Source organism: Serratia sp. LTN-2 (assembly GCF_059740205.1).
The window spans coordinates 40509-66538 of the sequence record NZ_JCAXDO010000012.1 but is presented as its reverse complement, the minus strand read 5'-3'; the positions used below and the strand labels follow the sequence as shown (position 1 = coordinate 66538).

Here is a 26030-nt window from a genome sequence, read left to right as displayed (position 1 = left end):
AGGAGAGTGCATGGAGTTCAGTGTAAAAAGCGGTAGCCCGGAAAAACAGCGCAGTGCCTGTATTGTAGTCGGCGTTTTCGAACCGCGCCGCCTGTCCCCTATCGCAGAACAACTCGACAAAATCAGTGATGGTTATATCAGCGCATTACTGCGCCGTGGCGAACTGGAAGGCAAGGTCGGGCAGACGCTGCTACTGCACCATGTGCCCAACATTCTCTCCGAGCGCATCCTGCTGATCGGCTGCGGCAAAGAGCGCGAGCTCGATGAGCGCCAATACAAGCAGGTGATCCAGAAAACCATCAATACCCTCAACGACACCGGCTCGATGGAAGCGGTCTGCTTCCTGACCGAGCTGCACGTGAAAGGCCGCAACACCTACTGGAAAGTGCGTCAGGCGGTGGAAACCGCCAAAGAGACGCTCTACACCTTCGATCAGCTGAAAAGCAACAAGGTGGAGCCGCGTCGTCCGCTGCGCAAAATGGTGTTCAACGTGCCGACCCGCCGTGAGCTCACCAGCGGCGAGCGCGCTATCCAGCACGGCCTGGCGGTGGCTTCCGGCATCAAGGCGGCCAAAGATCTCGGCAACATGCCGCCGAACATCTGTAACGCCGGCTATCTGGCCTCGCAGGCCCGTCAGCTGGCGGACGCCTTCAGCACCAACATCACCACCCGCGTCATCGGCGAACAGCAGATGAAAGAGCTGGGCATGAACGCCTATCTGGCAGTCGGCGCCGGTTCGCAGAACGAATCATTGATGTCGGTGATGGAATATAAGGGCAACCCAAATCCGGACGCTAAGCCGATCGTGCTGGTCGGTAAAGGGCTGACCTTCGACTCCGGCGGCATCTCGATCAAACCGGCCGACGGCATGGACGAGATGAAATACGACATGTGCGGCGCGGCGACCGTGTACGGCGTGATGCGCGTGGTGGCGGAGTTGAACCTGCCGCTGAACGTGATCGGCGTGCTGGCCGGCTGTGAAAACATGCCGGGCGGCCGGGCGTATCGTCCGGGCGACGTGCTGACCACCATGTCCGGCCAGACCGTCGAGGTGCTGAACACCGACGCCGAAGGCCGTCTGGTGCTGTGCGACACCCTGACCTACGTCGAGCGCTTCGAGCCGGAGCTGGTGATCGACATCGCCACCCTGACCGGCGCCTGCGTGATCGCCTTGGGCCACCACATCACCGGCCTGATGTCGAACCACAACCCGCTGGCGCACGAGCTGCTGGGCGCTTCCGAGCAGGCCGGCGACCGCGCCTGGCGCCTGCCGATGGCCGACGAGTACTACGAGCAGTTGGACTCCAACTTCGCCGACATGGCGAACATCGGTGGCCGCCCTGGCGGCGCCATCACCGCTGCCTGCTTCCTGTCTCGCTTCACCCGCAAGTACACCTGGGCGCACCTGGATATCGCCGGCACCGCCTGGCGCTCCGGTAAAGCCAAGGGCGCGACCGGCCGCCCGGTGGCGCTGCTGTCGCAGTTCTTACTGAACCGTGCAGGCCTGAACGGCGACGATTAAATACCCTTCATCTTTCAAGCCGCAGCGTTGTTGGCCGCATTCGTTCACCCCAGTCACTGACTTGATGTCAGCTCCTGGGGATGAACGAACTTGCCGCCTAGCTGCAACTTGAAATCTATTGGGTATATAATCCTCTCAGCAGCGAAGGGGTAGAGTTATCTGCTCCGTTCCCAAAAAGGGCGCAACCTACATGTTGTGCCCTGTTTTTTTATCGGCAGCGGTGGATCCTTAATGAAACAGGCGACGTTTTATTTGCTCGACAACGCGGAACCGTCAGGTGCGCTCAGCGCCCATGAGGCCGTGGCCTGCGCCGTTGCCGCCGAACGCTGGCGTGCCGGCAAGCGGGTGCTGATCGCCTGCGAGAGCCAGGAGCAGGCCCAGCGGCTGGACGAAGCGCTGTGGCAGCGCGAGCCGCATGAATTCGTGCCGCACAACCTGGCCGGCGAAGGGCCGCACTACGGCGCGCCGGTGGAACTGTGCTGGCCCGGCAAGCGCGGCAATGCCCCGCGCGATCTGCTGATCGCCCTGCTGCCGCAGTTTGCCGATTTTGCTACCGCTTTCCATGAAGTGGTAGACTTCGTTCCTTACGAAGACACTCTGAAACAGTTGGCGCGCGACCGTTACAAGGCCTATCGCAGCGTCGGCTTCCATTTGACCACGGCTACGCCGCCAACTCACTGAATACGATAAAGAATGGAAAAGACAAACAGTCAGCTCGACACCGCATACGACCCAAAACAGATCGAACAGAAGCTGTACGATCACTGGGAGAATCAGGGTTACTTCAAGCCGAACGGCGACACCAGCCAGGAAAGCTTCTGCATCATGATCCCGCCGCCGAACGTCACCGGCAGCCTGCACATGGGCCACGCGTTCCAGCAGACCATCATGGACACCATGATTCGCTATCAGCGCATGCAGGGTAAAAACACCCTGTGGCAGGCGGGCACCGACCACGCCGGCATCGCCACCCAGATGGTGGTAGAGCGCAAGATCGCCGCGGAAGAAGGCAAAACCCGCCACGACTACGGCCGTGACGCGTTCATCGACAAGATCTGGCAGTGGAAGGCGGAATCCGGCGGCACCATCACCCGTCAGATGCGCCGTCTGGGCAACTCCGTGGACTGGGAGCGCGAGCGCTTCACCATGGACGAAGGCCTGTCGAACGCGGTGCGCGAAGTGTTTGTCCGTCTGCACAAAGAAGACCTGATCTACCGCGGCAAGCGCCTGGTGAACTGGGATCCGAAGCTGCGCACCGCCATCTCCGATCTGGAAGTGGAAAACCGCGAGTCCAAAGGTTCCATGTGGCACCTGCGCTACCCGCTGGCCGACGGCGCGAAAACCGCCGAGGGCAAAGACTATCTGGTGGTCGCCACTACCCGTCCGGAAACCGTGCTGGGCGATACCGGCGTGGCGGTCAACCCGGAAGATCCGCGCTATAAAGATCTGATCGGCAAAGAGATCATTCTGCCGCTGGTCGGCCGCCGCATCCGCATCGTCGGCGACGAGCACGCCGATATGGAAAAAGGCACCGGCTGCGTGAAGATCACCCCGGCGCACGATTTCAACGACTACGAAGTCGGCAAACGTCACGGCCTGCCAATGATCAACATTCTGACCTTCGACGGCGACATCCGTCAGGAAGCGGAAGTGTTCAACACCCTGGGCGAAGTCTGCACCGACTACTGCAACGAGATCCCGGCCGAGTTCCGTGGCCTGGAGCGCTTCGCGGCGCGTAAAGCGGTAGTGGCCGCCTTCGACCAGTTGGGCCTGCTGGACGAGATCAAACCGCACGACCTGACGGTGCCTTACGGCGATCGCGGCGGCGTGGTGATCGAGCCGATGCTGACCGACCAATGGTACGTGCGCACCGCGCCGCTGGCCAAAGTGGCGGTGGAAGCGGTCGAACAGGGCGAAATCCAGTTCGTACCGAAGCAGTACGAAAACATGTACTTCAGCTGGATGCGCGACATTCAGGACTGGTGCATCTCGCGTCAGCTGTGGTGGGGCCACCGCATCCCGGCCTGGTACGACGTGAACGGCAAAGTCTACGTGGGCCGCAGCGAAGAAGAAGTGCGCAGCGAGAACAACCTGGGCGCCGACGTGGTGCTGACCCAGGACGAAGACGTGCTGGACACCTGGTTCTCGTCCGGCCTGTGGACCTTCTCCACCCTGGGCTGGCCGGAGCAGACCGAGGCGCTGAAAACCTTCCACCCGACCAGCGTGATGGTCAGCGGCTTCGACATCATTTTCTTCTGGATCGCGCGCATGATCATGCTGACCATGCACTTCATCAAGGATGAAAACGGCAAGCCGCAGGTGCCGTTCAAGACCGTCTACATGACTGGCCTTATCCGCGACGACGAAGGCCAGAAGATGTCCAAGTCGAAAGGCAACGTGATCGATCCGCTGGACATGGTCGACGGCATCTCGCTGGAAGATCTGCTGGAAAAACGCACCGGCAACATGATGCAGCCGCAGCTGGCGGAGAAGATCCGCAAGCGCACCGAGAAGCAGTTCCCGAACGGCATCGAGCCGCACGGCACCGACGCCCTGCGCTTCACCCTGGCGGCGCTGGCCTCGACCGGCCGCGACATCAACTGGGACATGAAGCGCCTGGAAGGCTACCGCAACTTCTGTAACAAGCTGTGGAACGCCAGCCGCTTCGTGCTGATGAACACCGAAGCGCACGACTGCGGCTTCAACGGCGGCGAGAAAGTGCTGTCGCTGGCGGATCGCTGGATCCTGGCCGAATTCAACCGCACGGTGAAAGCCTACCGCGAAGCGCTGGATACCTACCGCTTCGATCTGGCGGCCAACATCCTGTACGAATTCACCTGGAACCAGTTCTGCGACTGGTATCTGGAGCTGACCAAGCCGGTGGTGAGCAACGGCAGCGAAGCGGAACAGCGCGGCACCCGCCACACGCTGATCACCGTGCTGGAAGCGCTGCTGCGCCTGGCGCACCCGATCATTCCGTTCATCACCGAAACCATCTGGCAGCGCGTGAAGCCGCTGACCGGCACGACCGCAGACACCATCATGCTGCAGCCGTTCCCGGCCTACGACGCCGCGCTGGAAGACGAGCAGGCGCTGAACGATCTGGAGTGGATAAAGCAAACCATCATCGCCGTGCGCAACATTCGCGCCGAGATGAACATCGCGCCAAGCAAAGCGCTCGACGTGCTGCTGCGCAACTGCAGCGCCGACGCCCAGCGCCGCGTGCAGGAGAACCAGAGCTTTATCGCCCGTCTGGCGCGTCTGGAATCCATCGCGCTGCTGCCGGCCGGTGAGAAAGGCCCGGTCTCCGTCACCAAACTGGTGGACGGCGCCGAGCTGCTGATCCCGATGGCCGGTTTCATCGACAAGGACGCCGAGATCGCGCGTCTGGCGAAAGAGATGGGCAAGCTGGATGCGGAAATCGCTTCGATCGAAGGCAAGCTGGCGAACGAAGGCTTCGTGGCGCGCGCGCCGGAAGCGGTAGTTGCCAAAGAGCGCGATCGTCTGGCGGCCTGCAAAGAAGGCAAAGTGAAGCTGCAGGAACAGCAGGCGACCATCGCCGCGCTGTAATCCACCGGCTCACGCCAACGCCTGAAAAACAGCGGGGTCTGCCCCGCTGTTTTTTTATCGCCGTTGCATCCGGGCCGGGTTAGATGTTATTACAAGATATTACTGCCGCAAGGACGCCGCCGGGAAATAACCCCGGCGCGTTTCGCGCTGCGATAAAAACGAAAAACGAACGTGGTCTCTTTCAATGGCGAGTGTAAACATGACAACAGCAACCCCGGCGCGCCTGCTGGTGCGCCCCATCACGGCGGAAGACAATCCCGCCATTGCTCACGTCATTCGCGAAGTCTCCGCCGAGCACGGCCTGACGGCGGATAAAGGCTATACCGTCTCCGATCCCAATCTGGACGCCCTGTATCAGCTCTACAGCCTGCCGCGCAGCGCTTACTGGGTGATCGAGGTGGACGGCCAGGTCGCCGGCGGCGGCGGCATCGCGCCGCTGCAGGGTGGCGCAGACGATATTTGCGAATTGCAGAAAATGTATTTCCTGCCGGTGTTGCGCGGCAAGGGATTGGCGAAACGCCTGGCGCTGCAGGCGCTGGATTTCGCCCGCCAGCACGGCTTCCGCTGTTGTTACCTCGAGACCACCGCCAGCCTGACGCAGGCCGTTGCGCTGTACGAACACCTGGGCTTCGAACACATCGATCACGCGATGGGCACCACCGGCCACGTCGATTGCGAAGTCACCATGCTGAAAACGCTGTAATCGCCCCCCGCCTCTTCATCAGGGCGCAGCTTGCTGCGCCTTTTTTATTAATATCGCAATCAATCAGTAAAACTCGCTATAACGCCGTTTTTCAAGCAGATAAACTGACGTTAAAAACCACGATGTAAATTTAATGTGAAGTTCGTTAATAAATTAACGATCGTAAATTGACCGCCTTTTCCCCCGCGTTACTCTGCCAGTATCTCAATCGCGCACGGAGAGCTGTCATGTCGGAAAATATTTTTGATTACATCATCGTCGGCGCCGGTTCCGCCGGCTGCGTGCTGGCGGCGCAGCTCATCCGCCGCACGCAGGCGCGGGTGCTGCTGCTGGAAGCCGGCGGCGACGACAATAACCTGTTCATCAAGATGCCGGCCGGGGTGGCCAAGATCATCGCCAAAAAGAGCTGGCCTTATGAGACTGAGCCGGAACCGCACGCCAACAACCGCCGCATGCAGATCGCGCAGGGCAAGGTGCTAGGCGGCAGCAGTTCGGTCAACGGCATGATCTACCTGCGCGGCCAGCCGCAAGACTACGACGACTGGGCCGAACGCTACGGCTGCACCGGCTGGAGCTACCGCGAGGTGCTGCCCTACTTCAAACGCGCCGAGGCCAACGAAAGCCTGTCCGACGACTACCACGGCGCCGACGGGCTGCTGCCGGTCAGCGAGAATCGCTACCGCCACCCGCTCAGCATGGCGTTTATCCGCGCCGGCCAGGAGCTGAACCTGCCCTATCGCAACGACTTCAACGGCGACAGCCAGCACGGCGTCGGTTTCTACCAAACCACCACCCACAACGGCGAGCGCGCCAGCACCGCCCGCACCTACCTGAAGGCGGTGCGCGACGAACGGCGGCTGGTGGTGAAACTGAACGCCCTGGCGCACCGGCTGACCTTCGAGGGCAACGTCGCCACCGGCGTGGTCTACAGCCAAAACGGCGGTGCGGAAGTCACCGCGCGCGCCACCAAAGAGGTGATCGTCAGCGCCGGCGCGGTCGGTTCGCCGAAGCTGCTGATGCTGTCCGGCATCGGCCCGCGCGACCACCTGCAGCAACTGGGCATCGAGGTGCGGGCGGATCTGCCGGTGGGCAAAAACTTCCACGACCACCTGCACATGTCGATCAACGTCAGCACCCGCGAGCCGATTAGCCTGTTCGGCGCCGATCGCGGTCTGCAGGCGCTGAGCCACGGTGCGCAGTGGCTGGCGTTTCGCAGCGGCGTGCTCTCGTCCAACGTGCTGGAAGGCGCCGCCTTTACCGACAGCCAGGGCGACGGCCGGCCGGACGTGCAGATCCACTTCCTGCCGCTGCTGGACAGCTGGGACGACGTGCCCGGCGAACCGCTGCCGAACATTCACGGTTTCACGCTCAAGGTCGGCTACCTGCAGCCGAAGGCGCGCGGCGAAGTGCTGCTGCGCAGCAGCAACCCGCGCGATCCGGTCAAGCTGCACGCCAACTACCTCGGCCACCCGGACGATCTGGCCGGCAGCGTGCGCGCGGTAAAGTTCGGCCTCGGCTTCCTGCAAACCGCGGCGCTGAAGCCGCTGATCAAAGATCTGCTGATGCCGCAGCCGGAGTGGACGCGCGATGAGGCGCAGCTGGAAGAGTTCGTGCGAAACTTCTGCAAGACGGTGTATCACCCGGTGGGCAGTTGCCGCATGGGGCCGTCGCCGCAGGACGCGGTGACCGATCCGCAGCTGCGGGTGCACGGTTTTGAACAGCTGCGGGTGATCGACTGCTCGGTGATGCCGCAACTCACCAGCGGCAACACCAATGCGCCGACCATCATGCTGGCGGAAAAGGCGGTGGATCTGTTGCTGGGCGCGCCGCAGTAAGGGCGCGCCTCAACCTCAGGCGGCGGCGGGCACGCCGCTGTGGAAGCGCAGCTCGCTGTCCGGCGACAGGATCAGTTCAGCTTCGAGGCGGCCGAAATGCGCCACCCGTTCGCTGATGTCGCCGCCGGCGATCTGCTCGGCCAGCGTCAGGTAGTCCTGATAGTGGCGCGCTTCAGAGCGCAGCAGCGAGACGTAAAAGCGGTTCAGCTCGTCGTCCAGGTGCGGCGCCAGTTTGGCGAAACGTTCGCAGGATCGCGCTTCGATGTAGGCGCCGCAGATCAGTTTGTCGATCAGCGTCGCCGGATCGTGAGTGCGGATCTCGCGGATCATGCCCTTGGCGTAGCGGCTGGCGGTGATCTTGCGATACGGGATCCCGCGCGCCTGCATGATCTCCAGCACCTGCGAGAAGTGATGCAGCTCTTCCTTGATCAACAGCACCATGCGATCCGCCAGATCCTGGCCGTAGGCCGAGCCGTTTTTCGGCAGGATCTTGCGGGTAAACTGGCCCTGGCGGAACAGCGTGTCCGGCGCGCCCTGCGCTTCGTGCAGAAACGCCTCGTAGGGGCGCAGCAGCGCCAACAGCGCGTCGCCGCTCTCTTTGTCCGCCACGTAGCGGCGGATCAGCCACATGCCGGTCTGCGCGGCTTTCAGCTCGCACACCAGATGGTCGGTCAACAACAGCTGCAGGTTTTCCGGACGGCGCGCGGCGTCGATCCAGGCGTCGGGAGTTTCACAGTGCAGGAAGCTTAAAATCGGGGCTAACAGGGATTGGTATGTCATGGCGTCATTGCCCTATGTATTTCAAGTTGCAGCCAGGCGGCCAGCTCACTCATCCCCAGGAGCTTACTCAGGTAAGTGACTGGGGTGAGAGAGTGCAGCCAACAACGCTGCAGCTTGAAAGACGACGGGGATATCAGGGGCCGGCGAGAACCGGCCCATGTGAATAAGCGGGGTTAATCAGTGGCGTTTGCCGTCGTCGTCTTCGTCGATGTAGTCGCCGTCTTCGTCATCCTCACCGTCTTCACCGTTCGGATCTTCGAAGTAGGTGCCCCAGCCGTCGTAGTTGACGCCGCAGCGTTCCGCCAGCGCCACCAGCTGCTCTACCTGGGCGTCGATCAGCTCGGCGTTCAGGCCGACTTCGCTGATCACGTCGCAGCACATCACCAGCGAACCGTCTTCCACTTCCAGCTCTTCGGCGTCGGTCACTTCGTAGCCCAGCTTGAAGGCTTCAACGGCGGCCTGCTCCAGAACCTCAAATTTCTCGGCGGACAGATGGTGCTCGATGGTGTAGAGCGCGTCCGGATCGCTGCCGTCTTCCAACAGCTCTTCGATGATCAGGCGGGTCTCTTCACGTTGTTCTTCCAGCAATTCGCGGTTTGCCATGCCTATATCCTCAAGTCAAATGGCCTTCATTCCTTCTATTTTCACACACCGCCGACGTTGCTTCCACGATAAACGTGAAAGATTTCCATGCCGGGGTTGAAATTGAATATTCATACATATAAAGTGAATTTTAATTCAATTACACAATCAGGGAATCGGACTATGAGCACCGGCAATGCGTTCTACCAACGTCACTTTCTGAGGTTAATGGATTTCACCCCCGCCGAACTGCAGGCGCTGCTGAAGCTGGCGGCCGATCTGAAACAGGCCAAAAAGCTGGGGCAGGAACAGCGCCGGCTTCAGGGCAAAAACATTGCGCTCATCTTCGAAAAAGACTCGACCCGTACGCGATGCTCTTTCGAAGTTGCCGCATTCGATCAGGGCGCACAGGTGACCTATCTCGGCCCAAGCGGCAGCCAGATCGGCCATAAAGAGTCGATGAAAGACACCGCCCGGGTGCTGGGCCGCCTGTACGACGGTATTCAGTATCGCGGCTACGGCCAGGCGCTGGTGGAAACCCTGGCGCAGCACGCCGGCGTGCCGGTGTGGAACGGCCTGACCGACGAGTTCCACCCTACTCAGCTGTTGGCGGATCTGCTCACCGTACAGGAGCATCTGCCGGGCAAGGCGCTGAGCGAGGTGAAGCTGGCGTACGTCGGCGACGCGCGCAACAACATGGGCAACACGCTGCTGGAAGCCGCCGCGCTGGCGGGCATGGATCTGCGTTTGGTGGCGCCGAAGGCCTGCTGGCCGCAGCCGGAGCTGGTGGCCGAGTGTCAGGCGCTGGCGCAGCAAACCGGCGCGAAGCTCATCCTGACCGAAGACATCGCCGAAGGGGTGCAAGACGCCGACTTCCTCTACACCGACGTCTGGGTGTCGATGGGCGAACCGAAAGAGACCTGGCAGGAGCGTATCGCGCTGCTGCGGCCGTATCAGGTCAACATGGCGATGCTGAAGCTGACCGGCAACCCGAACGTGAAGTTCCTGCACTGCCTGCCGGCGTTCCACGACGACCAAACCACCCTCGGCAAGCAGATGGCGCAGCAGTACGATCTGCACGGCGGCATGGAAGTGACCGACGAGGTGTTCGAATCGGCGCACAGCGTGGTGTTCGATCAGGCGGAAAACCGGCTGCACACCATCAAGGCGGTGCTGGTCGCTACGCTGAGCAACACCCTCTGACAATCCCCCCCTCCGCCCTGGCGCCCCCGGCCAGGGCGGCTAATATATTCCAGGAATATCAAATAGCGGATTGACCTTTGCCCACCGCCGGCAAAGGTTCTACCGTGACAGGCCGACGGCGCCCGCGCCGTAAAAACCAACGATAACAAACCGTTCTCAGCGCCGCCTTGTGGCGCCTTCAGGGGATATACACCGATGAAAGCCAAACTCTTGCCGCTGTTCCTGCTCGCCGCCCTGCCCGCCGCCGCGTTAGCCGCCACGCCGCCGAATACGCTGGTGGTGGTGCAATCGCTGGATGACATCGTCAGCCTCGATCCGGCGGAAGCCAACGAACTCTCCAGCATCCAGACGGTGCCCAGCCTGTATCAACGATTGGTGCAGGCGGATCGCGACGATCCGGCCAAGGTGGCACCGGTGCTGGCGGAAAGCTGGCAGAGCGATGCGGCGGCCAAAACGCTGACGGTGAAACTGCGGCCGCAGGCGGCGTTCGCCTCCGGCAACCCGCTGACCGCCGACGACGTGATCTTCTCCTACAGCCGCGCGGTCAAGATGAACAAATCGCCGGCGTTCATCCTCAACGTGCTCGGTTGGCAGCCGGACAACATCGACGCGCAGCTGAAGAAGATCGACGAACATACCGTGCAGCTGCGCTGGACGGCGGACGTCAGCCCGGCGGTAGCACTGAATATCCTCTCGACGCCGATCGCCTCGATCGTCGACAGCAAGGCAGCGCTGGCCAACGTCAAGGACGGCGACTTCGGCAACGCCTGGCTGAAAATGCACTCCGCCGGCAGTGGCCCGTTCAAGATGCGCGTCTATCAGCCGCATCAGGCGATCGTGCTGGACGCCAACCCCACCTCGCCGGGCGACAAGCCGCAGCTGAAAAACATCATCATTAAAAACGTACCGGATCCGGCCACCCGCCGCCTGCTGATCCAGCAGGGCGACGCCGATATCGCCCGCGAACTGGGCGCCGATCAGACCGACACGTTGAAGAACCAGCCCGGCGTCAAGGTGCTGGAGATCCCGTCCGCCGAGCAAAACTACCTGGTGTTCAACGCCGGCAACGGCGCCAATCCGCTGCTGAGCAACCCGGCCTTCTGGGAAGCGGCGCGCTATCTGGTGGATTATCAGGGCATCACCCAGGATCTGCTGAAGGGCCAATACTTCGTGCACCAGAGCTTCCTGCCGGTCGGGCTGCCGGGCGCGCTGGAGACCAACCCATTCAGCTACGATCCGGCCAAGGCGAAAGCCATCCTGGCCAAGGCGGGGATCACCCACGCCGCCTTTACGCTGGACGTGGAGAACAAACCGCCGTTCATCACCATCGCGCAGGCGCTGCAGGGCAGCTTCGCCGCCGCCGGCGTGAAGGTCGAGCTGCTGCCGGCCGCCGGCAGCCAGGTTTACTCCCGCGTGCGCGCCAGACAGCACCAGGCGGCGATCCGCCTGTGGATCCCGGATTACTTCGATGCCCACTCCAACGCCAGCGCTTTCGCCTACAACGACGGCAAGAGCAGCACGGTGGCCGGGCTGAACGGCTGGCAGATCCCGCAGTTGAATAAGCAGACGCTGGCGGCGCTGGCCGAAGCCGATCCGGCCAAGCGCCGTGCGCTGTACACCGCCATGCAGCAGGAGCTGCAGCGCAGTTCGCCGTACGTATTTATCGATCAGGCCAAAACCGAGGTGGTGCTGCGCGACAACGTCAAAGGCTATCAACAGGGGTTGAACGCCGACATGGTCTACTACGATCGCGTCAGCAAATAGCCGGCGGGCGGCCACCGTCGGCCAATCGATTGCGGGGCGGCAAAAAACGGCGTTTTAACGCTTGCAGTGGCGAAAAGCGCGAGTATAATGCGCCACAATTTGCCAGGAGAAAGCATGAAAAACGACGTTTGTTTTGTTAGCCGCAATCGACAAAACCGACTGCCTATCGGCGGCCAGCTGCCGTTGTTTCTCCTGTTGCTAAACCGATCGTTTCAAGCCCCTCATTGAGGGGCTTTTTTTTGCCTTGAGAATATCCCAAAGTCCCGCGCCACGGGCACGCGTCGAGGAGGAGTGAAAAATGGCCAACCCGCTGTATCACAAACACATCATCTCTATTAACGATCTCAGCCGCGAGGATCTGGAGCTGGTGCTGCGCACCGCCGCCGGTCTGAAAGCCAACCCGCAGCCGGAGCTGTTGAAACACAAGGTGATCGCCAGCTGCTTCTTTGAAGCCTCGACCCGTACCCGCCTGTCGTTCGAAACCTCGATGCACCGCCTCGGCGCCTCGGTGGTCGGTTTCGCCGACGGCAGCAACACCTCGCTCGGCAAGAAAGGCGAAACCCTGGCCGACACCATCTCGGTGATCAGCACCTACGTAGACGCCATCGTGATGCGCCACCCGCAGGAAGGCGCGGCGCGCATGGCTTCGGAGTTCTCCGGCAACGTGCCGGTACTCAACGCCGGCGACGGCGCCAACCAGCACCCGACCCAAACCCTGCTGGATCTGTTCACCATCCAGGAAACCCAGGGCCGCCTGAGCAACCTCAGCATCGCCATGGTCGGCGACCTGAAGTACGGCCGCACCGTGCACTCGCTCACCCAGGCGCTGGCCAAGTTCGAAGGCAACCGCTTCTACTTCATCGCCCCAGATGCGCTGGCGATGCCGGCCTATATCCTGAAAATGCTGGACGAGAAAGGCATCGAGTACAGCCTGCACGGCAGCATTGAAGAAGTGGTGCCGGAGCTGGATATTCTCTACATGACCCGGGTGCAGAAAGAGCGCCTCGATCCGTCCGAGTACGCCAACGTGAAGGCGCAGTTCGTGCTGCGCGCCGCGGATCTGGCCGGCGCGCGCGCCAACCTCAAGGTGCTGCACCCGCTGCCGCGCATCGACGAGATCGCCACCGACGTGGATAAAACGCCGCACGCTTACTACTTCCAGCAGGCGGGCAACGGCATCTTCGCCCGCCAGGCGCTGCTGGCGCTGGTGCTCAACGCAGATTTGGCTCTTTAAGGGGGAACCGCCATGACTCATGACAACAAACTGCAGGTCGAAGCGATCAAATGCGGCACGGTGATCGACCACATTCCGGCGCAGATCGGTTTCAAACTGCTGACGCTGTTCAAGCTGACCGCCACCGACCAGCGCATCACCATCGGCCTGAACCTGCCTTCCAACGAGCTGGGCCGCAAGGATCTGATCAAGATCGAGAACACCTTCCTGACCGAACAGCAGGCCAACCAGCTGGCGATGTACGCGCCGAAGGCCACGGTGAACCGCATCGATAACTATGAAGTGGTGCGCAAGCTGACTCTCAGCCTGCCGGACCACATCGACGGCGTGCTGACCTGCCCGAACGGCAACTGCATCAGCCGCAGCGAGCCGGTGGCGTCGAGCTTCAGCGTGAAGCCGCGCGATGGCGAAGTGCACCTGAAGTGCCGCTACTGCGAAAAAGAGTTCGAGCATCAGGTGGTGCTGCAGGCGGACTGAATTCTGCCCCTTTGCGGGAGCGGCGCTGTTAATCTGCGCGTCACTCCCTATAATGGATGCCTGAAAATAACTCTACCCACGTTGCTACCCACCGAATTTCACGCTGCGGCCGACCGCGCGGCGGCGTGAAAGACAACGGGTCTATCAGGAGAAAACATGTCACGTAACATCAGCACTGAACTCGCCCCGGCAGCCATTGGTCCTTATGTGCAGGGCGTTGATCTGGGCAGCATGATCATCACTTCCGGCCAGATCCCGGTCGATCCGAAAACCGGCGCCGTCGCCGACGACGTGGCCGCTCAGGCGCGCCAGTCGCTGGAAAACGTCAAAGCGATCGTCGAAGCCGCCGGCCTGAACGTTGCCGACATCGTGAAAACCACCGTGTTCGTGAAAGACCTGAACGACTTCGCCACCGTCAACGCCGCGTACGAAGCCTTCTTCACCGAGCACAGCGCGCCGTTCCCGGCCCGCTCCTGCGTGGAAGTGGCGCGTCTGCCGAAAGACGTGAAGATCGAAATCGAAGCCATCGCCGTGCGTCGTTAATCGACACGTACGCGAATCACGGCCAGTGCAGACTGGCCGTTTTTATTTGTCCTCACTCTGTTTTAAGACCACGCAGCAGCGCCTCCAGCGGGTATACCGCCGCAATCACCACTTCGTCGCGCGTCTGCGCCACCGCATCCAGCTGGCGCTGCGCTTGCTCGGCCTCGGCCCGGCTCAGCGGTTTTTCCTGCTGATGGCGCTCCAGCAACGTTAAGCCCAGCGTGGCCAGGGTGCCGACGTCCTGCGCCACCGGCGCCAGATCACGCAGCGTGCGGTTGCCCGCGATCGCCGTCTGCAGCGCTGCGCCGTTCGCCTGCCAGCGCAGCAGCCGTTCGCGCAGCGCCTGCGCCGCCGCCTTATCGCGTTTATCCTGCAACAAGGCCGCGACCTGGGCATGCATGGCGCGCACCGCCTCGCTCTCCGGCGGCAGCGCATCGGCAAAGCGGTTCAGCGGTTCGAACTGGTGATAGTTGCCGGCCTGGAACTTCAAGTGCTGGCGGGTGTAATACTGCGCCGGTTCCACCGCCTCGGCCAGGATCTGCAGCGGCGCGATCTGCACGCTGTTGCTCAGGCGGGTGAATTCGCGCGCCGTTTCCGCATGTTGCTGCAGGCCGACCGACACCACCGACCAGGCGTCGATCGCCGCCAGCCGCCGGTACATGTTGCTTTCATCGGTGACGTCCTGCGCCGACCACAGCCGCTCCGCCACCGCGAAGGCGCGCGGCCACAGCTTGATATCGAGCAGCGGCGCGCGCACGTTTTCCGCCCACAGCGCCGCTTCGCCGCCGAGAATGTTGGCCTGCCCCTTCTCGTCCGGCACCACCGGCATCTTGCCCGCCGCCGCCGCCAGCTTGTCGCCGCTGGTGGGGTAACGCACGTTGCCGACCAGCGTATAGCCGCTGAGCTTGTCCTGCTGCAGCGTGAATACCGGCCGCGTGTCGCCCATCCAGGTATCGACGCGGAACGTCACCTGCTGCGGCGTGCGCCAGACGATGTCGTGCACCGCGCGGCGCGACTTGCCGTTGAAATCGATAAAGCCACGCCAGCCCTGCTTGCCCTCGATCAGCGTGAAGCTGCCTTCCACCGCGCTGCCCTTCAGGCGCGGCATGCTGAAGTGCCAGCTTTGCGCCTGCTCGCCGGGCTGTACCGCCGTCTCGACCCCCAGCGGCTGCGGCAGAATTTCATTGCGGTAGTGATAGGCGGTGCTTTGCGGCTGATCGAGGTAGAAACCGGTGGAGAGAATGCCCTGATAGCCGTCCTGGGCGCTGGCACCCAGCGAGTCTTGCCCCTGCCAGGATTGAACGACGATCGAACGCGGCAGCGACGGGTGGTAGATCTCATCCCAGCCAACCATCTGCCGCTGGTGCTTCTCGAGGATCTTTTCCAGCTTCTGGTTGAAGTAGGCCTGCAGCGCATGGGTATCCGCCAGCCCGTTCTTCTGCATAAACGCCTGAATCGACGGCGACGCCCGCCACTGGCTGGCGTCCACCTCGTCGCCGCCGATGTGCAGATAAGGATCGGGGAAGATCGCCGCCAGCTCGCCGACGATCGCGTCGACAAACTGATAAACCTCGTCACGGGTCGGATCGAGCGTCGGCTTATGCACGCCCCACTCGCGCTCCATGCGATACGGCCCCGGCGCGCTCATCAGGTCGGGATAGGCCACCGCGATGCTGGAGGCGTGCCCCGGCATGTCGATCTCCGGCACCACGCGAATGCCGCGCGCCGTGGCGTAAGCCACCACCTGCTGCATTTGCTCGCGGGTGTAGAACTGGCCGTCGCTGGCCTGCTGCTGCAGTTTGGGGTAATGCTCGGAGGCGAAGCGCCAGCCCTGATCGTCGCTCAGGTGCCAATGGAACACGTTGAGCTTGGCCGCCGCCATGCCATCAAGCTGGCGCAGAATGTCCGGCAGCGGCAGGAAATGACGCGCCGAATCCAACAAGACGCCGCGCCACGGGAAGCGCGGCACGTCGCGGATGTCCACCAGCGGCAGGAAGGTGTTTTGCCCGTCGGTCTGCAGCAGCTGCAGCAGGGTCTCCATGCCGCGCAGCGCGCCGAAGCGGGTGTTGGCGGTCAGCGTAGCGCCCTGCGGCGTCACCGCCAGCCGGTAGCTTTCGTCGCTGCCCGGCAGCGGCTGCGCCGCCACCCGGTCCTTGATCACCACCTTGATCGCCGCGCCGTTCGCTTCTTCCCTCGGCGCCAGCGTCCAGCCGGTCTGCAGTTCGATGCGCTGACGCCAGCGTGGCAGCGCGTCGCCCAGATCGTCGCCCTGGAGGCTTAACGCCAGCCGGTGATCCAGCACCAGCTTGCCCGCCGGTTGCGTCACTTCCACCTGCTGCGGCCAGGGCATCAGCGGCAGATCGCCCGCCGGCTGCGCCAGCGCGCCGCAAGAAAGCCATAACGATGAAGCCAGTAGCGTATAACGGAAAGGTCTGTGCATCGGAAATTCCTCAGAGGAAAAAAACAAAATATCCCCAATGAATTTCAAACCACCGCTAGGCGGCAAGTGCCCGCATCCCCAGGCGCTTAGGTCTGCTAAGTAACTGGGGGGCGGGCGTACAGCCAACAACGCGCGGGCTTGAAAGGCGCAGGGGAAAACAGCCAACGCTGTAGATAAAGACTCAGCACAGAACAGATGTCCAACCGTTGCGGTGAAAAAGCGGACGGGATCACAATTGCCCCCTCCCGGCCGGAGGGGGCGAACGGGTTATTGCCAGCCGTAGCGACGCACGAACCAGCCTTTCACACACTGGGTCAGCACCATGTAACCGGCGAGGATCAGCACCAGCCACGGGAAGTAGGCGAGCGGCAGCGCCTGCAGCTGCAGGAAGCCGGCCAGCGGCGAGAACACCAGGCCGATGCCGGTGGCGATCACCGCCAGCGTCATGATGCACAGCGGCCAGGACGGGCGGCTCTGGATAAACGGAATTTTGCGCGTGCGGATCATGTGCACGATCAGCGTTTGCGACAGCAGCCCTTCCACGAACCAGCCGGACTGGAACAGCGTCTGCATTTCCGGCGTATTGGCCTTGAACACCCACCACATCAGGCTGAAGGTCAGCACGTCGAAGATTGAACTGATCGGCCCAAAGAACACCATAAACCGCCCCAAATCGGCGGAGTTCCAGCGCTGCGGCTGGGTGATCTGATCGTCGTCGACGTTATCGAACGGGATGGCGATCTGTGAGATGTCGTACATCAGGTTCTGAATCAACAGGTGCAGCGGCAACATCGGCAGGAACGGCAGGAAGGCGCTGGCAATCAGCACGCTGAACACGTTACCGAAGTTGGAGCTGGCGGTCATCTTGATGTATTTCAGCATGTTGGCGAAGGTGCGGCGCCCTTCGATCACCCCCTGCTCCAGCACCATCAGGCTTTTTTCCAGCAGAATGATGTCCGCCGCTTCCTTGGCGATGTCCACCGCCGAATCGACGGAGATGCCGATGTCGGCCGCGCGCAGCGCCGGCGCATCGTTGATGCCGTCGCCCATAAAGCCCACCACGTGCCCCTGGCGGCGCAGCAGTTTGACGATGCGCTCCTTGTGCAGCGGCGTCAGCTTGGCGAACACCGTGGTGCGCGCCGCCGCCTGCGCCAGCTGCTCGTCGTCCATCAGCTCGATCTCGCTGCCGCGCAGCAGGTGATCGGCCGCCAGCCCGACGTCCCGGCACACTTTGGCCGCCACCAGCTCGTTGTCGCCGGTGAGGATCTTCACCGTGACGCCATTCTGTTTCAGCGCCGCCAGCGCCGGCGCGGTGCTCTCCTTCGGCGGATCGAGGAAGGCGACGTAACCTTCGAGGATCAGGTCCGATTCATCCGCCACGCCGTATTCATGGGTTTGCGCCGGCAGGATCTTGTTGGCCACCGCCACCACCCGCAGCCCCTGCTGGTTGAGATCGTCGGTGATGCGGCGAATGCGCGCCAGCAGCGCCTCGCTGAGCGGGATCACCTCGTCTTCGTGGCGCACGTGGCTGCAAATCGCCAGCATCTCTTCCAGCGCGCCCTTGCACACCAGCTCGTGATACTCGTTGTCTTTGGCCACCACCACCGACATGCGGCGGCGCACAAAGTCGAACGGGATTTCATCCACCTTGCGGTAGTGCTGCAGCGCCTCCGGCTGCTGATTTTGCTCCGCGCAGCTCAGCACCGCCACGTCGAGCAGGTTTTTCAGCCCGGTCTGGTAGAAGCTGTTCAGCCAGGCGTAGCGCAGCACCCGCTCACTGCTGGCGCCGAACACGTCGGTGTGGCGCTCCAGCACGATCTTGTCCTGGGTCAGGGTGCCGGTCTTGTCGGTGCACAGAATATCCATGGCGCCGAAGTTCTGGATGGCGTCCAGCCGTTTGACGATCACCTTCTGGCGCGACAGCTTCACCGCCCCTTTGGCCAGCGTCGAGGTGACGATCATCGGCAGCATTTCCGGCGTCAGCCCGACCGCCACCGACAGCGCGAACAGCGCCGCTTCCCACCAATCGCCCTTGGTGTAGCCGTTGATCAGCAGCACGATCGGCGTCATCACCAGCATAAAGCGGATCAGCAGCCAGCTGACCTTGCTGATGCCGCTCTGGAAGGCGTTCGGCTGCTCATCCTGGCTGGTGACGCGCTGCGCCAGCTGGCCGAAATAGGTGCTGCCGCCGGTGCCGATCACCATCGCCAGCGCGGTGCCGCTGACCACGTTGGTGCCCATGAAGCACAGGTTCTGGCAATCGAGCGGATCGGCCGCCAGCGCCTGCGGCGCCGCAGATTTCTCCACCGGCAGCGATTCGCCGGTCAGCGCCGCCTGGCTGATGAACAGATCCTTGGCCGACAGCACGCGCAGATCCGCCGGGATCATGTCGCCGGCCGCCAGCTTGATGATATCGCCCGGCACCAGCTGCGCGATCGGCAGCTCCACGTGCTCGCTCCTGCCGGTGAGCGCATCGCTGCGGATCACCGTGGCGGTGTTGCTCACCATCGCTTTCAGCGCATCGGCCGCCCGGTTGGAACGCGCCTCCTGGATGAAGTTCAGCAGCGTGGAGATCAGCACCATCAGCGCGATCACCAAGGCGCCGGTGAGATCTTCGGTGGCGTAAGAGATCATGCCGAGCGCGGTCAGCAGCAGATTGAACGGGTTGCGGTAGCAGTGCCAGAGGTGTTGCCACCAGGCCTCTTTCTGCTGATCGTCGATGACGTTCTCGCCGCAGCGTTGGCGCACCTGTTCCGCCTCATGGGCGGTGATGCCTTCCGGGTGGCTGTGGAAACGCTCAAACAGCTGCATCGTCTCTGCGGCGGCACATTCCAGCCGCTGCTGCGCCAGGCCGGCCGGCATATCGCGCGCAGCGCCGCTGACGCTGTCCAGCAGGCTGTCGCGGCGCACCAAACGGCGCGGAAGGCCGCGGGCGAACAGGCCCAGCAGCTGACGGGGGAGTTTTTTCAGTTTCATGGTTCGCACCTCGTCGCCCGGTGCCTCACGGCAGCGGGTAAACGGGGATCGTCATCGGCCGGGCGGATGGCGGGCACGCCAAAAAGCCTCTGCCAATGCAGATCCTTATTCTTTTTTCAGCAGCAGGAGCGAACGACGAAGCGCGCGCCACCGGTTACCGTGATGTACTTCACCGGTAAAACAGCAGCGCCAGGCGGAGAGGTTTTACCGGAGAACCGAGTGAGTGTCTAAAGCAGTCGGGTCGGGGTCCATATGGGGTATAACCTCCGGTAAAGGGAAAAACAGAGCGGCAGGAGCGGCCGTTCATCGCAATGTCACAATCCCGTTTTGCATCAAGATCCGCGTCGGAAAATGAGCTATGCTGACGGGCATTCATTATTGGCCGTCAATTTACGCCTTACAACCTAAACGACAAGTAAACCATGCAAAACCGGCTGACCATCAAGGACATCGCACGCCTGAGCGGCGTAGGCAAATCCACCGTCTCACGCGTGCTGAACAATGAAGGCAGCGTGAGCCCGCAAACCCGCGAACGGGTGGAAGCGGTGATCCGTCAGCAAGGGTTTACCCCCTCCAAGTCGGCGCGCGCCATGCGCGGCCAGAGCGACAAGGTGGTGGGCATCATCGTTTCCCGTCTCGATTCGCCGTCGGAGAACCAGGCGGTGCGCACCATGCTGCCGCTGCTGTACCAGCAGGGCTTCGACCCGATCGTGATGGAGAGCCAGTTCGAAACCCGCCTGGTGCAGGAACACCTGCACGTGCTGCACCAGCGCAACGTCGACGGCGTGATCCTGTTCGGCTTCACCGGCCTTACCGCGGCGATGCTCAAACCTTGGCAGGAAAAAATGGTGGTGATGGTGCGCGAATACGACGGCTTCTCGTCCGTCTGCTACGACGACGCCGGCGCGGTGAACCTGCTGATGGATCGTCTGTACCGGCAGGGGCATCGGCATATCGGCTATCTGGGGGTGCAGCTCAGCGACGCCACCACCGGCCAGCGCCGCTACCAGGCCTATCTCGACGCCTGTGAACGCCTCAAGCTCACGCCGCGCGCCACGCTGGGCGAGCTGAGTTACCAGAGCGGTTTCCAGCACGCCGCCGAAGTGATCGATGCGCACACCAGCGCGCTGATCTGCGCCTCCGACAGCATCGCCCTCGGCGCGATCAAATACCTGCAGCAGCAGCCGGCGCGCGCCATTCAGGTGTGCGCCATCGGCAACACCCCGCTGCTCAGCTTCCTGTTCCCCGATACCCTGTCTGTTGAGTTCGGCTACGGCAGCGCCGGCCTGCTGGCCGCGCAGCAGCTGCTGGCGCAGCTCAGCGGCGAACAGGGGATCCGCCGCCTGGTGGTGCCCAGCAAACTGTCCTGACGACCTGCTTAGAAGTTGACCATTTTTTGTCATTTTGTGATCCTCGCCCCAAACCGGGAACGTTCCCATTTCATTCAAAAAGCCGAGTGGCTAAGCTTTGATCATTACTCAGTCAACACCTCTGCAGGTATCCCATAATGAGCAAAGTAAAACAGCAGGATATTGATCGCCTGATTGTTTTGGTCGGCGGCCGCGAGAACATCGCCACCGTCAGCCATTGCATTACCCGGCTGCGTTTCGTCCTCAATGACCCCAGCAAGGCCAGCCCAAAGGAAATCGAAGAGCTGCCGATGGTCAAAGGCTGCTTCACCAACGCCGGGCAGTTCCAGGTGGTGATCGGCACCGACGTCGGCGACTACTATCAGGCGCTGATCGCCAGCACCGGCGTCAACGAGGCCGACAAGGAACAGGCCAAGGTGGCGGCACGCCAGAACATGACCTGGACCGAGCGCACCATCTCCCACTTCGCCGAGATCTTCTTCCCGCTGCTGCCGGCGCTGATCAGCGGCGGTCTGATCCTCGGCTTCCGCAACGTGATCGGCGACATCCCGATGTCCGGCGGCCAAACGCTGGCGCAGATGCACCCGGCGTGGAAAACCGTTTACGACTTCCTGTGGCTGCTGGGTGAAGCGATCTTCATGTTCCTGCCGGTGGCCATCTGTTGGTCGACGGTGAAAAAGATGGGCGGCACGCCGGTGCTCGGCATCGTGCTGGGCGTGACCCTGGTGTCGCCGCAGCTGATGAACTCCTACCTGCTCGGCCAGCAAACGCCGGAAGTGTGGAACTTCGGCTGGTTCGTGATCCAGAAAGTCGGCTATCAGGCGCAGGTGATCCCGTCGATCCTGGCGGGCATGGCGCTGGGCTGGATCGAAACCCGGCTGAAAAAGATCGTCCCCGACTATCTCTATCTGGTGGTGGTGCCGGTGGTCTCGCTGCTGCTGGCGGTGTTCCTGGCGCACGCGCTGATCGGGCCGTTCGGCCGCATGATCGGCGACGGCGTCGCCTGGGCGGTGAAAGCGGTGATGACCGGCAGCTTCGCGCCGGTGGGTGCCGCGCTGTTCGGCTTCCTGTATGCGCCGCTGGTGATCACCGGCGTGCACCAGACCACGCTGGCTATCGACATGCAGATGATCCAGAGCATGGGCGGCACCCCGGTATGGCCGCTGATTGCGCTGTCCAACATCGCGCAGGCTTCGGCGGTGCTCGGCATCATCATCATCAGCCGCAAGGCCAACGAGCGTGAAATCTCGGTGCCGGCGGCGATCTCCGCCTATCTCGGCGTGACCGAACCGGCGATGTACGGCATCAACCTCAAATACCGCTTCCCGATGCTGTGCGCGATGATCGGCTCCGCAATCGCCGGCCTTATCTGCGGCCTGGACGGCGTGATGGCCAACGGCATCGGCGTCGGCGGCCTGCCGGGCATCCTGTCTATCAAACCGCAGTTCTGGCTGATTTACTCGCTGGCGATTCTGGTGGCGATCGTCATCCCGCTGGTGCTGACCATCATGGTCTACAAACGCAAGGCCGCCCGCGGCGAGCTGCCGGTTTGATTCACGCAAAATGAATGTAGGAGCCTGCTCGCGCAGGCTCGTTGTCACGATTCAAAGGTATACAGCTATGAGCAACCCAACCCCCTGGTGGCAGAACGGCGTCATCTACCAAATTTATCCGAAGAGTTTTCAGGACAGCACCGGCAACGGCTACGGCGATTTGGCCGGGGTGACGCGGCGGCTGGACTATCTGCAGGAGCTGGGCGTCGACGCCATCTGGCTGACGCCGGTCTACGTATCGCCGCAGGTGGACAACGGCTATGACGTGGCGGACTACTGCGCCATCGATCCGGCTTACGGCACGATGGCGGACTTCGAGCAGTTGGTCGCCGCCGCCCACCAGCGCGGCATTCGCATCGTGATGGACATGGTGTTCAACCACACGTCGACCGAGCACCCGTGGTTCAAGGCCGCGCAGGATCGCCACAGCCCGTATCGTCAGTTCTACGTCTGGCGCGACGGCGAAGGCGATACGCCGCCGAACAACTGGCGTTCCAAGTTCGGCGGCAACGCCTGGCAGTGGCACGCCGACAGCGGCCAGTACTACCTGCACCTGTTCGCCGCCGAGCAGGCGGATCTCAACTGGGAACACCCGCCGGTGCGCGAAGAGTTGAAGAAAGTGTGCCAGTTCTGGGCGGATAAAGGCGTCGACGGCCTGCGCCTCGATGTGATCAACCTGGTGTCCAAACAGCAGGACTTCCCGTCCGACAGCCAGGGCGACGGCCGCCGCTTCTACACCGACGGCCCGCGCATCCACGAGTTCTTGCAGGAGATGAGCCGCGACGTGTTCCAGCCGCGCGGCCTGATGACGGTGGGCGAGATGTCCTCCACCACGCTCGAGCATTGCCAGCAATACGCGGTACAGAGCGGCGAAGAGCTGTCGATGACCTTCAACTTCCACCACCTGAAGGTGGACTACGCCGGCGGCGAAAAATGGACGCGGGCGGCGCCGGATTATGTGGAGCTGAAGCAGATCTTCCGCCACTGGCAGCAAGGAATGCACAACCGCGCCTGGAACGCGCTGTTCTGGTGCAACCACGATCAGCCGCGCATCGTGTCGCGCTTCGGCGATGAAGGCGCACTGCGGCTGCCGGCCGCCAAAATGCTGGCGATGGTGCTGCACGGCATGCAGGGCACACCTTATATCTACCAGGGTGAAGAGATCGGCATGACCAACCCCGGCTTCCGCGCCATTGAACAGTATCGCGACGTGGAAAGCCTGAACATGTACGCCGAACTGCGCGCTCAGGGCCGCAGCGATGCCGAACTGCTGGCGATCCTGGCCGACAAATCGCGCGACAACGGCCGCACGCCGATGCAGTGGAGCGCCGCGCCGCACGCCGGTTTCACCACCGGCACGCCGTGGATCGGCTGCGCCGAGAACTACCCGCAGATCAACGCCGAAGCGGCGCTGGCCGATCTCGACTCGGTGTTTTACGCCTATCGCCAGCTGATCACCCTGCGCAAGCAGTACCCGCTGCTGACCCACGGCGACTATCAGGATCTGGCGCCGGAACACCCGGCACTGTGGTGCTATCAGCGCAGCTGGAACGGCCAGCGCCTGCTGGTGGTGGCCAACCTGAGCCGCGAGCCGCAGGCCTGGACGGCGGCGGGCGTGGAGCCTTCCGCCCAGTGGCGCCCGCTGATGAGCAACTACAGCGACTCGGCAGACCAGCCGCAGGCGCTGACGCTGCGGCCGTTCGAAGCGGTGTGGTGGCTGCTCGAAGACTAACCCCGCAGGGCGCGGCGAGCGCTGCGCCCTACCATTTCCCCAGCAGCGCTACCACCCCGGCGGCCTCTTGCGCCAGGCGTTCATCGCTCATGTCGAACACACCCTGCACCAGATGCGGCGGCAGATAATCCATGCCGGTCAGGTTGGCCATGGCGTGGAACGGCAGCAGCAGATCCTGCACCGGATAACGGTTGTACCCTTCCGCCGTATAGGCCTGCGCGTTGCCGCCAGTGCTCACCACCAGCTGCAGCGGCTTGCCGTGCAGTTGGGTGCCTTCGCTGCCGTAGGCGAAACCGTAGGTTAATACCGCATCCTGCCATTCGCTGAGGATCGCCGGCGAGCTGTACCAATAAAACGGGAACAACATCACTACCGCATCATGGCTCTGCAGCAGTTCCTGCTCGCGCGCCACGTCGATGCGGTAATCCGGGTACGCGCGGATCAGTTCGTGAACGGTAACGTTGGGCAACGGACTCAGCGCCGCGATCAGCGCTTTGTTGATGCGCGACTCGTCGGGAGTACGGTGGGCAGTTAACACTAAAATGCGCGACATAACGATTCCTCGGTCATAAGAAGATGAGGGCATTTTTCCATTTCTGCCGCTTCGGGTGTAGGCTGTTAAAGGTCACTTCAATTTCAACCAAAAGTATCAACCACTATGTCGCTGCCCTTTGACGTGCACCGCCTGCTGCCGGCCTTCCTCGCCGCCGCGCAGGCGCAAAATTTCTCCGCCGCCGCTCGCCAGCTGGGCGTGACGCCGGCGGCGGTCAGCAAAAACATCCGCGTGCTGGAAGAGAAGCTGGCGCTGCGGCTGTTTCAGCGCAACACCCACAACGTGCTGCTGACCGACGAGGGCAAAGCGCTGCTGGCGCAGGTGGCGCCGCTGTGGCAGGCGTTGGCGGCCACGCTGGAGAGCGCCGGCGGCGAACGGCAGGCGCCCGCCGGGGTGGTGCGCGTCAGCATGATCCCCGGCTTCGGCCGCCAGATGCTGATGCCGTTGATCCCGCAATTTCTGGCGCGCTATCCGCAGATCGATCTCGATCTGTCGCTGGACGCCCGGGTGGTGAACCTGGTGGGCGAAGGCTTCGACGTCGGCATCGGCAGCCGGGTCGATCCCGACAGCCGGCTGGTGGCCCGCCCGCTCTACCCGATGCATATGGTGCTGGCGGCCTCGCCCGACTATCTGGCGCGGCGCGGTGAGCCGCAAACGCCGCACGATCTGCTGCGCCACGACTGCCTGCTGCACCGCAACCCGGGCAACGGCCGCCACGTCAAATGGCAGCTGCGCCATCAGGGCGAAACGCTGGCGCTGGATCTGAGCGGCCGGCTGGTGGTCAGCCGGCCGGAGATGTTGCTGGATGCGGCGCTGGCCGGGCTCGGCATCGTCAACCTGGCGCGCTGGTACGTTGAAAAGCACTTCGAGCAAGGCACGCTGCGGCCGGTGCTGGCGCAATGCTGGCCGCGCCCGGTGCAGCTGTGGCTCTATTACGCTTCGGCGGATCTGCCGCCGCGGGTGCGCGCCTGGGTCGATTTTCTGCTGGAACATTTTCGCGATCGGCCGGCGGGCGATTGACGTCTGTTCAGCTTGCACACGCTCTTCCGTTTTCCTTGTTCTACATCAAAAGAATCGCGCCAATATCTATATATAGTGCATTAAGAATTGTGAACACCTATATATAGTAGTTATCCACAAAATCATCCACACGTCGCCACAGCCCTTGCGCGCTGCGGCTTTGCCCTGTGGAT

19 protein-coding genes are annotated in these 26030 nt (G+C 62.5%); 14 read left to right on the top strand and 5 right to left on the bottom strand.

What is annotated here, in order from left to right; genetic code table 11:
• Nucleotides 1-10 precede the first annotated feature (10 nt).
• The 5 genes from pepA to AC6BYQ_RS20220 all read left to right on the top strand — a co-directional run bounded on the left by pepA (nucleotide 11) and on the right by AC6BYQ_RS20220 (nucleotide 7630).
• Nucleotides 11-1522 carry a leucyl aminopeptidase gene (gene pepA, locus AC6BYQ_RS20240; RefSeq protein ID WP_004933352.1) on the top strand — a complete coding sequence of 504 codons (1512 nt, stop codon included), beginning with the start codon at nucleotides 11-13 and terminating at the stop codon, nucleotides 1520-1522.
• A 231-nt stretch (nucleotides 1523-1753) separates the two neighbouring features.
• Nucleotides 1754-2203: a DNA polymerase III subunit chi gene (locus tag AC6BYQ_RS20235; RefSeq protein ID WP_019453292.1), complete on the top strand. Its 450-nt coding sequence runs from the start codon at nucleotides 1754-1756 to the stop codon at nucleotides 2201-2203.
• Nucleotides 2204-2215: 12 nt separating this feature from the next.
• On the top strand, nucleotides 2216-5092 hold the full coding sequence (locus AC6BYQ_RS20230; RefSeq protein ID WP_063918055.1) for a valine--tRNA ligase: 2877 nt from the start codon (nucleotides 2216-2218) through the stop codon (nucleotides 5090-5092).
• A gap of 199 nt (nucleotides 5093-5291) precedes the next feature.
• Nucleotides 5292-5795 (top strand): GNAT family N-acetyltransferase, encoded by a 504-nt coding sequence (locus AC6BYQ_RS20225; protein ID WP_498057440.1) that lies wholly within the window; start codon nucleotides 5292-5294, stop codon nucleotides 5793-5795.
• A gap of 227 nt (nucleotides 5796-6022) precedes the next feature.
• Entirely contained in the window at nucleotides 6023-7630 is a 1608-nt protein-coding gene (locus tag AC6BYQ_RS20220; RefSeq protein WP_498057439.1) for a GMC family oxidoreductase, read from the top strand.
• 15 nt (nucleotides 7631-7645) lie between these two features.
• On the opposite strand, the gene miaE is transcribed toward AC6BYQ_RS20220, so the two are convergent.
• The gene (gene miaE, locus AC6BYQ_RS20215) at nucleotides 7646-8410 is read right to left on the bottom strand and encodes a tRNA isopentenyl-2-thiomethyl-A-37 hydroxylase MiaE (RefSeq protein ID WP_015376459.1); all 765 of its coding nucleotides are present in this window, start codon (nucleotides 8408-8410) and stop codon (nucleotides 7646-7648) included.
• Nucleotides 8411-8587: 177 nt separating this feature from the next.
• Complete coding sequence (gene rraB / locus AC6BYQ_RS20210; protein WP_004933365.1) at nucleotides 8588-9013, bottom strand: ribonuclease E inhibitor RraB; 426 nt, start codon at nucleotides 9011-9013, stop codon at nucleotides 8588-8590.
• Nucleotides 9014-9175: 162 nt separating this feature from the next.
• On the opposite strand from rraB, the gene argF reads away from it, so the two are divergent.
• The 5 genes from argF (at nucleotide 9176) to ridA (ending at nucleotide 14213) form a co-directional block, all read left to right on the top strand.
• The gene (gene argF / locus AC6BYQ_RS20205) at nucleotides 9176-10195 is read left to right on the top strand and encodes an ornithine carbamoyltransferase (RefSeq protein ID WP_498057438.1); all 1020 of its coding nucleotides are present in this window, start codon (nucleotides 9176-9178) and stop codon (nucleotides 10193-10195) included.
• Nucleotides 10196-10390: 195 nt separating this feature from the next.
• Nucleotides 10391-11959, top strand: coding sequence for an ABC transporter substrate-binding protein (locus AC6BYQ_RS20200; protein WP_498057437.1), 1569 nt, complete (start codon nucleotides 10391-10393; stop codon nucleotides 11957-11959).
• A 298-nt stretch (nucleotides 11960-12257) separates the two neighbouring features.
• Nucleotides 12258-13193 (top strand): aspartate carbamoyltransferase, encoded by a 936-nt coding sequence (gene pyrB, locus AC6BYQ_RS20195; RefSeq protein WP_019453297.1) that lies wholly within the window; start codon nucleotides 12258-12260, stop codon nucleotides 13191-13193.
• 12 nt (nucleotides 13194-13205) lie between these two features.
• Nucleotides 13206-13670, top strand: a complete 465-nt coding sequence (gene pyrI, locus AC6BYQ_RS20190) for an aspartate carbamoyltransferase regulatory subunit (protein ID WP_019453298.1) — start codon at nucleotides 13206-13208, stop codon at nucleotides 13668-13670.
• Between the two features lie 156 nt (nucleotides 13671-13826).
• The gene (gene ridA / locus AC6BYQ_RS20185) at nucleotides 13827-14213 is read left to right on the top strand and encodes a 2-iminobutanoate/2-iminopropanoate deaminase (protein WP_019453299.1); all 387 of its coding nucleotides are present in this window, start codon (nucleotides 13827-13829) and stop codon (nucleotides 14211-14213) included.
• A 52-nt stretch (nucleotides 14214-14265) separates the two neighbouring features.
• Here the strand turns inward: ridA and AC6BYQ_RS20180 are convergent, their stop codons facing one another.
• Nucleotides 14266-16653, bottom strand: a complete 2388-nt coding sequence (locus AC6BYQ_RS20180) for a beta-N-acetylhexosaminidase (protein WP_498057436.1) — start codon at nucleotides 16651-16653, stop codon at nucleotides 14266-14268.
• Nucleotides 16654-16920: 267 nt separating this feature from the next.
• Nucleotides 16921-19629 (bottom strand): magnesium-translocating P-type ATPase, encoded by a 2709-nt coding sequence (mgtA, locus tag AC6BYQ_RS20175; RefSeq protein WP_019453302.1) that lies wholly within the window; start codon nucleotides 19627-19629, stop codon nucleotides 16921-16923.
• Nucleotides 19630-20051: 422 nt separating this feature from the next.
• Here mgtA and treR point away from each other — a divergent pair, with 422 nt between their 5' ends.
• The 3 genes from treR to treC all read left to right on the top strand — a co-directional run bounded on the left by treR (nucleotide 20052) and on the right by treC (nucleotide 24284).
• A complete protein-coding gene (gene treR, locus AC6BYQ_RS20170) occupies nucleotides 20052-20999 on the top strand; it encodes a trehalose operon repressor TreR (RefSeq protein WP_019453303.1) in 948 nt (315 codons plus the stop codon).
• 137 nt (nucleotides 21000-21136) lie between these two features.
• A complete protein-coding gene (gene treB, locus AC6BYQ_RS20165) occupies nucleotides 21137-22552 on the top strand; it encodes a PTS trehalose transporter subunit IIBC (protein ID WP_019453304.1) in 1416 nt (471 codons plus the stop codon).
• A gap of 67 nt (nucleotides 22553-22619) precedes the next feature.
• Nucleotides 22620-24284, top strand: coding sequence for an alpha,alpha-phosphotrehalase (treC, locus tag AC6BYQ_RS20160; protein WP_498057435.1), 1665 nt, complete (start codon nucleotides 22620-22622; stop codon nucleotides 24282-24284).
• A 28-nt stretch (nucleotides 24285-24312) separates the two neighbouring features.
• Here treC and AC6BYQ_RS20155 read toward each other — a convergent pair whose 3' ends face one another.
• Complete coding sequence (locus AC6BYQ_RS20155) at nucleotides 24313-24837, bottom strand: NAD(P)H-dependent oxidoreductase (RefSeq protein WP_049187806.1); 525 nt, start codon at nucleotides 24835-24837, stop codon at nucleotides 24313-24315.
• A 105-nt stretch (nucleotides 24838-24942) separates the two neighbouring features.
• Between AC6BYQ_RS20155 and AC6BYQ_RS20150 the strand changes: the two genes are divergently transcribed.
• Nucleotides 24943-25857: a LysR family transcriptional regulator gene (locus AC6BYQ_RS20150; RefSeq protein WP_498057434.1), complete on the top strand. Its 915-nt coding sequence runs from the start codon at nucleotides 24943-24945 to the stop codon at nucleotides 25855-25857.
• Nucleotides 25858-26030 lie beyond the last annotated feature (173 nt).

Coding starts and splice junctions, on each gene's coding strand:
- AC6BYQ_RS20230 (WP_063918055.1), top strand. CDS start 2,216: ATGGAAAAGACAAACAGTCAGCTCGACACCGCATACGACCCAAAACAG.
- AC6BYQ_RS20150 (WP_498057434.1), top strand. CDS start 24,943: ATGTCGCTGCCCTTTGACGTGCACCGCCTGCTGCCGGCCTTCCTCGCC.
- miaE (WP_015376459.1), bottom strand. CDS start 8,410: ATGACATACCAATCCCTGTTAGCCCCGATTTTAAGCTTCCTGCACTGT.
- argF (WP_498057438.1), top strand. CDS start 9,176: ATGAGCACCGGCAATGCGTTCTACCAACGTCACTTTCTGAGGTTAATG.
- AC6BYQ_RS20225 (WP_498057440.1), top strand. CDS start 5,292: ATGACAACAGCAACCCCGGCGCGCCTGCTGGTGCGCCCCATCACGGCG.
- pyrI (WP_019453298.1), top strand. CDS start 13,206: ATGACTCATGACAACAAACTGCAGGTCGAAGCGATCAAATGCGGCACG.
- AC6BYQ_RS20180 (WP_498057436.1), bottom strand. CDS start 16,653: ATGCACAGACCTTTCCGTTATACGCTACTGGCTTCATCGTTATGGCTT.
- AC6BYQ_RS20235 (WP_019453292.1), top strand. CDS start 1,754: ATGAAACAGGCGACGTTTTATTTGCTCGACAACGCGGAACCGTCAGGT.
- AC6BYQ_RS20200 (WP_498057437.1), top strand. CDS start 10,391: ATGAAAGCCAAACTCTTGCCGCTGTTCCTGCTCGCCGCCCTGCCCGCC.
- AC6BYQ_RS20155 (WP_049187806.1), bottom strand. CDS start 24,837: ATGTCGCGCATTTTAGTGTTAACTGCCCACCGTACTCCCGACGAGTCG.
- AC6BYQ_RS20220 (WP_498057439.1), top strand. CDS start 6,023: ATGTCGGAAAATATTTTTGATTACATCATCGTCGGCGCCGGTTCCGCC.
- pepA (WP_004933352.1), top strand. CDS start 11: ATGGAGTTCAGTGTAAAAAGCGGTAGCCCGGAAAAACAGCGCAGTGCC.
- pyrB (WP_019453297.1), top strand. CDS start 12,258: ATGGCCAACCCGCTGTATCACAAACACATCATCTCTATTAACGATCTC.
- mgtA (WP_019453302.1), bottom strand. CDS start 19,629: ATGAAACTGAAAAAACTCCCCCGTCAGCTGCTGGGCCTGTTCGCCCGC.
- rraB (WP_004933365.1), bottom strand. CDS start 9,013: ATGGCAAACCGCGAATTGCTGGAAGAACAACGTGAAGAGACCCGCCTG.
- treB (WP_019453304.1), top strand. CDS start 21,137: ATGAGCAAAGTAAAACAGCAGGATATTGATCGCCTGATTGTTTTGGTC.
- ridA (WP_019453299.1), top strand. CDS start 13,827: ATGTCACGTAACATCAGCACTGAACTCGCCCCGGCAGCCATTGGTCCT.
- treR (WP_019453303.1), top strand. CDS start 20,052: ATGCAAAACCGGCTGACCATCAAGGACATCGCACGCCTGAGCGGCGTA.
- treC (WP_498057435.1), top strand. CDS start 22,620: ATGAGCAACCCAACCCCCTGGTGGCAGAACGGCGTCATCTACCAAATT.